This window comes from uncultured Microscilla sp., assembly GCF_947493425.1.
GTDB lineage: Bacteria > Bacteroidota > Bacteroidia > Cytophagales > Microscillaceae > Microscilla.
The window spans coordinates 66,549-79,401 of the sequence record NZ_CANLRP010000005.1; the positions used below are offsets into that span (position 1 = coordinate 66,549).

At 37.5% G+C, this 12,853-nt stretch carries 11 protein-coding genes; 6 read left to right on the forward strand and 5 right to left on the reverse strand.

Annotation, left to right across the window (positions count from 1 at the left end; all coding sequences use genetic code 11):
- Positions 1–176: 176 nt before the first annotated feature.
- Entirely contained in the window at positions 177–3,320 is a 3,144-nt protein-coding gene (locus Q0954_RS02905; protein ID WP_299453317.1) for a hypothetical protein, read from the forward strand.
- Between the two features lie 334 nt (positions 3,321–3,654).
- Entirely contained in the window at positions 3,655–4,614 is a 960-nt protein-coding gene (locus Q0954_RS02910; protein ID WP_299453319.1) for a leucine-rich repeat domain-containing protein, read from the forward strand.
- A 64-nt stretch (positions 4,615–4,678) separates the two neighbouring features.
- Here the strand turns inward: Q0954_RS02910 and Q0954_RS02915 are convergent, their stop codons facing one another.
- Positions 4,679–6,148: a PQQ-binding-like beta-propeller repeat protein gene (locus Q0954_RS02915; protein ID WP_299453322.1), complete on the reverse strand. Its 1,470-nt coding sequence runs from the start codon at positions 6,146–6,148 to the stop codon at positions 4,679–4,681.
- Between the two features lie 90 nt (positions 6,149–6,238).
- On the opposite strand from Q0954_RS02915, the gene Q0954_RS02920 reads away from it, so the two are divergent.
- Positions 6,239–6,451 (forward strand): hypothetical protein, encoded by a 213-nt coding sequence (locus Q0954_RS02920; protein WP_299453325.1) that lies wholly within the window; start codon positions 6,239–6,241, stop codon positions 6,449–6,451.
- A 71-nt stretch (positions 6,452–6,522) separates the two neighbouring features.
- Here the strand turns inward: Q0954_RS02920 and Q0954_RS02925 are convergent, their stop codons facing one another.
- Positions 6,523–6,987 carry a peroxiredoxin gene (locus Q0954_RS02925; RefSeq protein WP_299453327.1) on the reverse strand — a complete coding sequence of 155 codons (465 nt, stop codon included), beginning with the start codon at positions 6,985–6,987 and terminating at the stop codon, positions 6,523–6,525.
- A gap of 438 nt (positions 6,988–7,425) precedes the next feature.
- Here Q0954_RS02925 and Q0954_RS02930 point away from each other — a divergent pair, with 438 nt between their 5' ends.
- Positions 7,426–8,205, forward strand: a complete 780-nt coding sequence (locus Q0954_RS02930) for a hypothetical protein (protein ID WP_299453330.1) — start codon at positions 7,426–7,428, stop codon at positions 8,203–8,205.
- Positions 8,206–8,505: 300 nt separating this feature from the next.
- Entirely contained in the window at positions 8,506–9,297 is a 792-nt protein-coding gene (locus Q0954_RS02935; protein WP_299453332.1) for a TIGR02757 family protein, read from the forward strand.
- Positions 9,298–9,306: 9 nt separating this feature from the next.
- Here Q0954_RS02935 and pyrE read toward each other — a convergent pair whose 3' ends face one another.
- Positions 9,307–9,963, reverse strand: a complete 657-nt coding sequence (gene pyrE, locus Q0954_RS02940) for an orotate phosphoribosyltransferase (protein ID WP_299453521.1) — start codon at positions 9,961–9,963, stop codon at positions 9,307–9,309.
- Between the two features lie 101 nt (positions 9,964–10,064).
- Here pyrE and Q0954_RS02945 point away from each other — a divergent pair, with 101 nt between their 5' ends.
- A complete protein-coding gene (locus Q0954_RS02945; protein ID WP_299453334.1) occupies positions 10,065–10,751 on the forward strand; it encodes an NUDIX domain-containing protein in 687 nt (228 codons plus the stop codon).
- Here the strand turns inward: Q0954_RS02945 and Q0954_RS02950 are convergent.
- Positions 10,746–11,639, reverse strand: a complete 894-nt coding sequence (locus Q0954_RS02950; protein ID WP_299453337.1) for a DUF3822 family protein — start codon at positions 11,637–11,639, stop codon at positions 10,746–10,748. The two genes, Q0954_RS02945 and Q0954_RS02950, sit on opposite strands and share 6 nt — an antisense overlap.
- 131 nt (positions 11,640–11,770) lie before the next feature.
- A complete protein-coding gene (locus Q0954_RS02955) occupies positions 11,771–12,826 on the reverse strand; it encodes a hypothetical protein (protein WP_299453340.1) in 1,056 nt (351 codons plus the stop codon).
- Between the last annotated feature and the right edge of the window lie 27 nt (positions 12,827–12,853).

The following is a 12,853-nucleotide window of genomic DNA, read 5'->3' on the forward strand; positions in this document are numbered from 1 at the left end:
TGATAATACCTCAGGGAGGTCATTGCCGCAAGGGTTGAAACCTGTCAATAAATTATGAACAATTTGATTTATATTTATTGACAGGTTTATTTAATTTCAAATGTGCTGAATCATATCAACACTAGTCAAGCTGCTTATTAGTCAGAATTAGTTCACAACTTACTTTTTACAATCCGATGAAATTCCCCTTTAAAAACAACCTTTTCTATAACTTAAAATCTACACTTCATCATGAAGAAGAGCTTGAAGAGCCATTGAACCATTACAATGACAGTGAGGAAACTCAGGAAACACCTTTAAATATACTACAGGAACCAGCTATAGAGTATGGTAGATACGACCCTCCTGATACACAGGTGGTGATTCAAAAAATCGAGATTAATCAAGCAAATGAAATAAATGAAGCCACCCCAAAAAAACCCAAGGTAGTGTGGGGCAATGCCGAAAGTCCTGCTAAAATAAAATTAAAGTTTACTACAGTACCAGCCCCTCAATCCCTTGAGGAATTGGCTTTTTTCAGGATTGATTTAATGCGCTCTTTGTCTGGTAAAGACTTTACTTTTGTCAATGCACTGGCAAAGTTTAAAGACTCAGGATCAACGCGTAACTACCGTAACAAAACAATTGTACTACCACCCGATTTGGAAGATGGTTCTTATTTTTTACGCATTATTGCTTTAGATGAGGAGGAACTTCCGCTTAATATAGAAGAGGAGGCTTTGCAAGAAGAACTAGTACACACTCAAAAAATAAGCAGTGATACTGACACTTTTTTCTTTACCCAAATACAAGAAAATATCTCCTCTATAGAAAATTTAATGCTTAGCAATGATGCCTCCAATGAGCTACCACCAGCCAATGAGGTAACTAGTTCGCTCAAACATTGGTTATATGCTTTTATCAAGCTAAGGCTGCAAAATATCATTGAGGCTACTCCTGTCACTGGTACTACTGGGTTTCGGCTACAAACCAGTCGAGGCAAACACTTAGAAAGTATTTATGAAACGATTCTAAAACCTGCCAATAAGTCGTTAAAAATTCAACTGCCCGAAAAACTGGCGATCATAGAACAGTGTATGCTTGCCAACCCTGAACAAGTAGACCCATTGCTAATTGATGTTAAAAACCATGGACCATTACGCGAGGGAGCCATTACCCTTACTGAAGTAGCTGAAGGAGAAAACGATTGGATTCCAGCCTCATTTAGGGTAAAACGTACCGAAGTATTTACTGCCATTCGTACTAGTGCTACTGACAATAAAGGGGTGTGGGAAACCTTTGCAATATATAATCATATTGAACTCATTAGAGATTATGTAGAAGAGTATGAACACTGGCTAAACAAGGTGCTGCGCAAACTCAAAAAAATAGAAGAGCTGGAACCCGAAGAACAGGAGGATGTATATGAAATGCTGCAAGTAGTGCAAAACCTTGATTTGATTCAAACAAGAACGCTTTTGCCTAATCAAAAAATAGAGACAGTATTTTTACAATCTCCACTACACCCCTTACGAATGATGTGGAGCCTTAACCTTTGGAATTGGTACCAGGAATGGGAAGAGGAATTGCTCACTATAGAAGAAGGATATGCGACCTGGGTAGAAGCTATGCAAGAGTACTTAGAACTGATGATGCCTCAAAACAACCCCCTGCTGATGAGCATAGAGGATAAGGTATATCAATATACAGGAGAACTTGCGCACGGGTGGGGAATATATACTCTGGCAAACCAAGCAACCAAAGCAGCCACTGAACTCAACACGCAACCTCACCTCTTAAGGTATTGGCAAGAAGTGTTTAACCTTGCTCCTGTTTACAATTCATCGGCTCTAAATGCTGAAGAGGTTATTGGGCAAATTCAAAGCTATTTGGTACGTTACCCAGAGAAAAAAGAACTTTTAGTCAATGTATTAAATGCAGATACTGGACAGTCACTGGCTGAAGCTATTTACTGGCTTGCTAACCAACCCGAAACTCAGGATTTGCAATATACGCTACTCCTATTTGCCAATGATTATGCATTGGGTAAAGTCGGTAATGCTTTTGAACTACTTGCTACTGAAACTCCTGAGCTATTTGAGCAAGTAAAGGTGGGGGTAGTAAACATCGAAGAGTTTTTCAAAACACCCGAAGAGTTTAGCAGTGATCTCACTTTTTTGGTACAACCATTCAGCGCTCAACCTATTTTATTAGCCTCTGATTTTGACAAAGCTGCACCTACTCAATTACAGGAAGGACTGCTTCAGGCTCCTGCATTGCTTACTCAGGTCAACGGACAAATCAAGGTAAGTCGATGGGTAACCTCTACAGCTCACTTTATCAACGAAGATGCTCCCGAAGATGTGCTTTATCTACATAAAGGCTTTGAACTTTGGCAGCAACTAGTAGTCACTAACCTTGCCGGACAAGTATCAGGTGCTACCCCTGCCACTCAACTAGTGCTCACTTTACCTCAAAAAGTATTATTTGACAAAGCCAGTGAAGCTTCGGAATGGGTCATTGTTAAAGACAATCATATTACCCCAGACTTGTTTGATTTTTCGCCTAATAAACATCAGTTGCCTCAACTTGTGGCTCAAGATATAAGCAGTGGCATAGTAGTTACCAAACAAACAGGTAGCCCTTTGGAAACTATAGATTTCCAATTACGCGATATTGGGCACAATTGGTCTAATTCGCCAGAACGCCTTGAAAAAATGGCAGAGCATCTCGAAGTCAGTGGTTTCCCCTGGTTTGACATGCCTCAACAAGCCACAGATATGGCGTTGACTAAAATGTTACTGGAAAAGTTTGATTTTCTGAACGATCATTTCATTATACCTGTAGGCAAACACCCCCAATGGTTTCCCAGCGAACATCAGGCAAACCTGTTGCTGGTAGCCATGGATACCAACGAACGTAACATCTGGGTACAAATGATTGGGGTAGCCTCTGGTGACAACCTAACTGAAGATGAAATGAAGGGGATCAAACAACAAATAAAACGAGACATTGACAATACCTACAAAGCCCTGATGTATTACTTCAAACCTTCATTACTGTTTCCTCATAGGGCTACACTTATGCACGAGCTTAGGTGTTTTTTGAGCTTTTATATCAAACGAGCTATTCGCTACCAAAGCCTCGACTTTGTGGTAGCAGATCGTTATCAACAGTTTTTAAATGAACTGGAAGCTGGTTATGATGTGATTACGGGCAAGCTTGGAATTATTTATGACCATGTGGGTTTTGGACAGATAGACAAAAAGCAAGAAGAGAACGATTGGTTGTTTTTTGAGGTAGGTAGCCGCTTTGTTCAAGCACTATTGCAAAATATTTAGATGAAGGTAAATTTTAAATAGTATATTTGGTAAGAGCTTGTTTAAAATTCATTGATTAGGTCCCCGAATCAAGTTCGGGACTGTGAGCTTTTACGCGACTTTTATGATTATATATTGTCAAATTTAGCCGTTGGCAGAGCCCCGAAACAAGTTCGGGATTTATAAACTCGGCACAGCAAAGCTGTAGCCATCGGTTATCAGCAATAGCGTGGCTATTCCTTCAAAATTTGACGCATCTAATCCGAAAATTCATCATAAAACCTCCTGTAAACGACCGCTTTAAACAAGCTCTAAGATTGTAACTACTTAATCTTTTTATTTAAACATTACATTTATGAAAAAACTATTGATAACATTCGCAATGGTGGGCTTTTTGGCTGCCTGTGGAGGAAGTAAAAAAGGTGAGAACACCGAAAACTCAACCGATACAAGTGCCAGCACAAATACTGACAGTGTTAATGCTGATAATAAAAACAGCGAAACAACATCAGCCAACACTGCTGACGCACCATTGAGCAAAGATTTGGTGGGTAAAGCCAAAGAATATGGTTCAGAGGAAGAAGTAACAGCAGAAACCGACAAAAGCAAGATTATCCGTTACCGTTCTAAAAGTTACGCTAAGGAGTTTCCCAAGGCATTGTTCGAAGCCAAAAACCTACAGGTACTAGTATTGCAGAGTTTGAGCAGCTCTGAGTTACCCAATGAAATCAAGAATTTCAAAAATCTTACATGTATAGTGTTAGACGGCGCTAAAATAGAAAAATTGCCAGAGGGAATAGGAGAACTCAAAAACCTGAAAACAATCTCTTTGACTTCTTGTCGAAAGCTGGATATTCAACAAGTGCTGAATGTACTGAAAAACTGCCCTCAACTGGAGAATTTAAGCTTGTCTTATATACCATTTGAAACAATGCCTGCGACCATTGGGGAATTAAAAAATCTAAAACATTTGAGAATTAAAAACAACAACTTTAAAACTTTACCTGATGAGTTTTATACACTTAGCAACCTTGAGTATTTGAGTATTAGCAGCAAGAAAGACGCCCCTTATAACTATGAAGATATTTTCAAAAAACTAAAGCAACTGCCTGCCCTTACCAAACTATTTATTCCTTTCGCAGGTTTGAAAGCCCTGCCTGATGTAATGAAAGAATATCCAGCACTGAATAAAGTTGTGTGGAAAGAATCGGACTGGAAAAATGCCAAGGAACAAGCGGAACAATGGAGCGCCAAGTTTCCTAATTTTACAGTAAGCATTAATACATCAAGTACCCCTTTGTATTATATGTATTAACAAGCCACACCATTTTGAAATCGCCCACACCACTTCAAAATGGTGTAGGTGATTTCAAAATCATTTAATAATCAAATCTGGTAATTTCGGCAGTTTTTAAGTCTAGTTCGTACACATCGCCCATGCTAAAATATGCCTTATGTTTGGTTACTGTTATATTATTCCATTGATTACCTATCACATCTTTTACTGTTTTTTTAATCAAACTTCCATTCATAGGATTCACTTTTTCAATAAGCATCTGCCCTGTTTCTTTGAGGTATTGTATGATTAATAGATTGCCCTTGTGTAAGATATGATACACTTCACCATCTTTTGTTTTTTTATTGTATAAGTTGGTGCTACGCAGAGGATAACGCCAAGCCACCATTCCTGTGTGATGGTTTATACCCCAAAGCTCATTTTTATTGTTTCCTCTCGTTTTTCGAGTAAAGGCAATTACCAGGTTTTTACGCCCAACCATTGGTGTCAGACTGTAATCTATTTCCTTTGCCAGCTCGCTTATTTTTCCTGATAACATATCCACCTTCAATAGTACACTCCGCGAACCACTCAATGCACTTAAATACAAGGATGTTTGATGCTTGATATGACTTAGATTTTTTATATCGTAAGGAAGTAATACTCTGGAAGGCAAAACTTTATCCCACTTCTTAATACCACTATCTATGTCCCAACATTGTATATGAGTACCCTCAGGCATCAAGTATACGTGTGTACCTATATTATCAAATACCATAGGCATGTTTACCCTGTATACTTTCCCACTGTCTATTTCACGATGGGGCGTAGGAGTAAATAACCTTATAGGCATCAAGGTAATTGGATTAATTACTACCACACTTGCTGAAACATCTATCTTATCTTCTGCCTGATCGCTTAGCACAATTTTATCTTTCACTACATAAAAACCTACCCCTTTTGCTTTAGGGGTTTCAAGGCGATTTTTTCGTAAAATATTGCCATCCAAGGTATTTACTGAGTATAAAATCCGATCTTCGGTGAGTAATATCAATTTTCGCTGTACCAACGCCATACAGTTAGTGCATTCTGGTGATAGTTGATCCCTTAACCTTAAACTCCATACCTTCTTGCCGCTATTACGCTTAAGTGCATACACAAAATCTTTTACAAGAATATATACATGCTCACGATCATAGGTAGTTTTCAAATAATTGTGTCCATCTTTGTATAAGGTAGTAAGGTTGGTTTCCCATTGGGTAACCTGATTAGCAGCTGATCGATAAGCTAAATGTATTTCGTACTGGTTTTCAGCGTTTTTACGATGCTTAATATCTTTTTTTACACTAACTACCAATACATCAGACATAGTAAGCGTGGGGCTGTCTACCAAGGGCATAGTACGTAATACCACTTTGGGCGAAACACCTGAAATGCTCCCTATTCTTTTGGTAAGGTCTGAGAAAGAAAGTTTATCCTGAGTAAAAAACCAGCCTAATAAGAGCAATACAATCACGGATAAGCCAAGGTTGACCATACCTGAGCAACCTCTCCTTCCAACTTCATCTGCCATTTTTGTAAGTTTGTTTTGTTTCTACAAATGTAATGAATAAATTATTGATTCATAATAACCTTTTTGCAGAGCAAAAGCAATATTTTAAGATTGAAACAAGTCATAGGATTTTATCGCAAAACAGCCTGGACACTGCTTATACTGGGCATTTGGATCGTGGTAGGGTATTGTATACGTCTGGCACGCCCCCATCCAAATACTGCCCATTTGGTTATAAACATGTTGGCTTTAGGCGGCTCTCCTATTGGCATCGCATTATGGATGTTTAGAAACTTAAAAAAAGAGAAACGCCGCAAATCTTAAGCATAAAAAAAACTGTGGACCTTGCCTACACAATACCCACAGCTAAAACTTTTTATGTCCAACCCCAAGATTTACTCTTCAACCAAGTCACTTTTTACTTTCTTGATCATTTCCTGAATGTGGGCTTTAGCCCCAAACAACTTATCAAATACTGCTACCACCTGTTGGTCTTTGTCCAACAAGTAAGTAATACGTTTGGATACTCCTACCAATGGCATAGCTGCCTTAAAAGCTTTAGTCACTGTTCCTTTAGTATCAGCCAATAACTCAAATGGCAGATTGTGTTTTTCCTTAAACTTTAGGTGCGTCTCTATATCATCACGGCTAACTCCCAGTACATCTATGTCAAACTGTTTGAAAAACTCAATATTATCACGAAAGTCGCAGGCTTCTGCAGTACAACCAGGGGTAAAATCTTTTGGATAAAAATAAATAATACAAGGTTTATCTTTGCGATTATTGTACAAATTAAAATCCTCTCCAGTGGTAGAGGGTAAGGTAAAATCAGGTGCTTTGTCTCCTACTTTTAAAGCCATTCTTTTAGTATTTTAAATAAATTGAATATTAAGGAAAGTTTTGTAATTACTACTTGGTATACAGTGCAACATTATGAGTAAAAATCACACAAAGTCAATAATAGTATTATTCTACTAAAGTACACAATTGCTTACCCAATAACTATTGAATAGCAGGTATAGTTATTATTTTGTTTGTTTTTGTATAAAAAAAACTTCAATCACCTATAAAACCCTACTCACTAAAAGTTTTTTTTATTATCTTAAGAATACATTGACAAACAGTAGGCAAGGCACTGGTAAAAAATAGTTAAAAAATCTTATTTATTATTAAGGGATTTATATTTTTCACTTGTCGTATACATATAGTAGGTACCAAGCTTGATGTATGCTTCACACATCAGGCCTGTGTATATACCTTATTAAATTTACTGTTTACATTATCAAATCAAGAAACACATGAACAGCAAACTATTTAAAAGCATAGTCAGTGGGCTTGTACTCTGTTTGATTTATCAAACAAGTTTTGCTCAGCTTGGCTTCAACATGGGTTATAATTACTCAAAACCTATGGAAGAAATGGCAAGTACCATCAGGCAGATGCATGGTTTTAACCTAGAGCTTATCTATAAGATTCCCAAGTCACCTTTTAGCATCGGTTTAGACCTGGGCTTGTCAAGCTATGGTAAACGCAAACTAGACGACTTTACGGTTGTACAAGATGAGCAAATACAAGGCACCTATGACCTTACCATCAACAATTACGTATGTGATGCCTTCATTACAGGGAGAGTGGACTTATTATCTAAAGGAATCATCAGACCCTATATAAGTGCTCGTATTGGAGTGCAAGAGTACCATACCGACTACATTCTTGAAAACCCCAATATACAACACACTACAGAATGCCCTGACCCAGTAGAAGAGGGCACAGTATTACACGATGTAGCGATGGCAGCAGGGTTTGGTTTTGGGGTAAGAATAGATATGGGGCAAATATTTAAGCTGGGAATGGGTAATAATCGCTTATTTCTTAATATAGAGTCTACTTATTTAAGCGGAGGCACAGTGCGTTATATGAGTTTAAATGCTCCAGCCAATGTTGTCCCCAGCAACACAGACATGCCTGGGCTGGCTCCTGGGGTAAGTACAATTACCCATCCTTACCACACAGGCAAAGTATACCAGTCAAAGATTTCGATGACCAATCTTCGAATAGGAATGGGAGTTCATTTCTAAAACTTTGTGTTTTTGGCCAATGCTTATCCCTGCCCTATCACGCAGGGATTTTTTTATCTTCTACATCAACCACCATAATCTTTGTACATTTGTTCATACACTCAGAGTATGTTTAAATTTTGTCTTCGGAATTAAAAATGATGGATTTTTTGTGCTGACGAAGTATATTTTAGAAGGAATAGCCAAAGCTATTGCTGAAAAAATTACTAAAGTCAGCGCGTAAAAGCTGCTTTTTTAGTCCAGGTTATAATTTTTAAACATACTCTCACTCTGTGTTTAATCATAAACAAAACAACAAAGATGAACATTCCAGATATAACAAATGAACAAACTCTTAAAGAGTTTTTAGACGAAGCAGCAGATAAGTACAATCAACCCGACTTTATCGAGAATGATCCTATCTCTATTCCTCATTTATTTAGCAAAAAACAAGACATTGAGATTACGGGTTTTTGGGCAGCTGTACTTGCCTGGGGTAATAGAACCACTATTATAAAAAAATGTAAAGAATTGGTAGAACTGATGGATGGCGACCCACATAACTTTATACTCAGCCACGAAGAGTCAGACCTAAAGGCATTTTTATCATTTAAACATCGTACTTTCAACGCTACTGACACGCTCTATTTTATTCATTTTTTTAAGTATTTTTACCAGAAACACACCTCTTTGGAAGAAGCTTTTACCCAAAACTTCACTCCAGAGATGCCCCATGTAGAACAAGCCCTCAAAGATTTTCATGAGTTGTTTTTTAGCCTGAAAGAATACCCAGAGCGTACTCGTAAGCATATAGCTACCCCTGCTCGAAAATCAGCTTGCAAGCGCATCAATATGTTTTTGAGATGGATGGTAAGAAAAGATACTAAAGGGGTTGACTTTGGGATTTGGAGCAAAATTAATCCTAGTCAGTTGATATGCCCTTGCGATGTACATGTAGAACGGGTGGCAAGAAAATTAAATTTACTGGAAAGAAAACAAATGAATTGGCAAACGGCTCTTGAGCTTACCCAAAACTTACGAAAATTCAACGCCCAAGATCCTGTCAAATACGATTTTGCACTATTTGGTCTGGGCGTTGATCACAAAATGTAGTACAGGCAACTATGCGTCTATTTCGCGGGGTTGCCACTTAGCAGGATCTCGCCGCCATTCGTGCAGCGAAGCCATAATTTTTTCGCTCAAATCGTGGCGGTGAGAAAACTCTACCACCAACGTAGTGTAATTACTCAATGTATTAAACTTGAGATCAGCATCCATCATATTTTGCTCCATTACGTCAAACCCATAGGTAAACATAGCCACTATTCCCAATACCTCTACACCTGCTTCACGCAATGCTTCTACTGCTTTGATAGAGCTACCTCCAGTAGATAATACATCTTCTATGACTACTACTTTTTGACCTTTAGTAAGCTTACCTTCTACCAGGTTCTCTTTTCCATGTCCTTTAGCTTTTGAGCGCACATACAAAAATGGCAACTCAAGCTCGTCGGCAATCATAGCTCCTTGAGGAATGCCTGCTGTAGCCACACCAGCAATGGCTTCTACAGTAGGATATTCTTTTTTTATCAACTGTATAAATTCTGATTTGATAAATTTGCGTACTTTGGGAAAAGATAATGTCAGGCGACCATCGCAATATATAGGAGAATACCAACCTGAACTCCAGCGAAAAGGTTGATCGGGGCGTACCTGAACTGCTTCTACTTCGAGTAACATAGCAGCTACTGTTTCCGCTATATTTTTCTGGTTAGACATCATATATTTTAGTATGTTTTAAAGTTTCAAAAGATTAACAGAATTAATAGTTTAACTCATTAAATATTAACAAATTAATAACACAAAGTTAAGTAAAGATTATGGATATATTTATATGCGACAAACATATTTCAGTTTATAAAAATGACGATGCAAACAATGTTGAACTTTATAGCCAAGTAATTGATTTCCGTCAGGAAAAAACCACTTTACCCACAAAACTCAATAAGCAAGTAGTATTGAAGTGCCCCAATTTAGAAACAGTCAAACAATTTATTCAAGGTGTTGTAGACCAACATCATCCAACCCTCAAACATTGTGTTATTTTAGTCAATGATAAAAAAGCCTGTAAAAAGGCCATCAAATCTTTGTTTTATACTTTAAAGGCAGCTGGGGGGCTAGTCACCAATCAAAATAATCAATACCTACTCATTTATCGTTTGGCAAAGTGGGATTTACCTAAGGGGAAAGCTGAAAAAGGAGAAACCAGTAAAATAACTGCCTTACGAGAAGTAGAAGAAGAATGTAGCATCAAAGTGAAAATTGAGCGCTTTATATGTACCACTTGGCATTATTACCCACAAAAAGGCAAGCAAATGCTTAAGAAAACCGATTGGTACACCATGCAATGTATTGATGACAGTCACTTAAAACCACAAACAATAGAAGATATAGAAAAAGTAGAATGGATGGATGATGAGCAGCTGCCACAAGCGTTAAATAACAGCTATAACTCTATAGTGTTTGTATTTGAGCAATACTTCAATCATACAAAGCAAGAACTATAAATGAAGGCTAAATAGATCGAAGTACTGGTAAATGTCCTTGTCAAACTTATCATTGAATGTAACCCAGGAAACTGATGATTGATTCAAGGTGATCTCTACCTTTTGAATGTACTGGTCGAGCAACTCGTAGATGCTAGAGTCAGGCATAATATTTCCAGTCAAATTAACCACGCTTTTGTCAGGAAAGTACCTTAATTCATCTATTACCAACAGTACATAGTATAAAAAGTCTTGTTCTGTTTTATAAGCAAATACATTACAAAACTCTAACTGATCATCTTTAAGTATGCTCAAAGTAAGATACTCACTTTCTACATGCAAAAAAAGGTGTGCCAACCCAGAAGCACCCAGCTGTCTTTGTTGCTTCAGACCTTTGAGCAATGAAGCAGTTTGATGTACAAAGCTCATCTTTTCAGACAAAGCATAAATGTTTTCAAACCAAGCAACCAACTCGGTTTCTACCAAAAACACATTCATTATATTCAAACTTTCGATCTCCGAGTAGCAGATTGTTTGGTCAATAGTTACATCGGTTAAGTGCTTTAGGTATTTTACCGCTTCATCTTCTTCAAACAATGCCTTGGGTACTAAAGTAAAAGCTTTGCCACGATAAGCTATTTTAATTTCGTTCCAACGGTAAGCTTTTAAAAACAAATGATTGTCATATATCCAGTTTAGGTGAGAAGTTAACTGGTTGTGAGAAAGGTTTACATAGAAGCTATAATGCTCTAGTATAAGGCAGCGATTGGTTTGGGTATCTATCACACATATTTCCAACCCATCTTGCCCTATCGACAAGTACAAATTGTAATTTCCTAATGCTTGTATATCAAAGGCATCATCCTGGAAACTTACTTCTCTGATAGATAATTTGTCTGTTGCGTCCAAGGTAGTGAGGAAGTTGAGGGTTTATAAAGAAATATAGTATTAGCATTCCGGGTAAAATGGTCAAGAGCCATGCTACTTCACAGTAACACAGCTCTTTACCACAATTGTTAAATCTTATTGCTTTAATAGACTTATTGCCAGTTACCAGCTGTACTAGGCTCGTCTTTTGAGCCCACCTTCAGAGGCTTTTCTTTCAAGATGGTGAGCTTATCCTCTACATCTTTCAGAATTGTCTGGTAGTCTGTCATTTTATCATCCCAAGGAGCAAGTCGGGTTTGATATTTCTTAAACTTTTCTACCAACTCTTGATACTCTGCACTTGCTTTCTTGTCAGCTTCCTCCAGAGCTCTCATACGTTTGCGAATGGCTTTAGCATCGTCATCTAATATTTTCTTTCGCTCATTCTTTACATATAGCATATTGTTGGTCAGTGTCTCCTTCTTTTGCTTTAAAGCTTTTATTTTATCTTTAATCGGTACACGCTTGGCAGGATCAAACTCTCCTCCACGTTTAGGGTTGATAGGAGCTGCATCTTTTATCTCAAAAACAGGAACCAACACACCACCTTTACGAATAGTATCAGCAAACCACTCAAACTTTAATTGCTTGCCTCCATTACTTGGGATTACTGCAATGTTCTCAATATCATTGGCAAATTTGATCATACGCTCAATGTGAGAAATCTGAATTTGTGTTTTTGCGTTTGCCTTGTCTTCTTTCAAACGATTAAGAATTCGTTCTTTGGTTGAGATGATTTGTAAAGTATCAATTTTTACAATTACACTGTCATTGCCTAAATCCTTTTCTTTTTTTTCTACAATAGGAATTTTTCCATTTTTGAAAAAGTTAATCAACTCCTCAGGTTTATCCGCATACATTCCTTTTTGTTTTGCTAACTCTTCCTGAATATCACGAATTAAGGTAAGTTTTGCAATAATCTTTTTTTCCACATTATCAATCTCTGTTTGCTGATCAATGGGAACTTTTACCCCCATAACCATAAACACCAACAAATACACCCCTAATGGTAATACCGCTACTGTGCTTGCCAGATTATATGAAATTTTCTTGGTGACAGCCAAAGCAATTACTGCACCCACTACTACCAAGTATACAATCAAATATACTGGTTGTACAAATCCGAACAAATTCGAAATAATTTCGCTTATTTGATTAAAAAAGCCCATTGTCCTATCAGTTTTTTGTTACGCAAT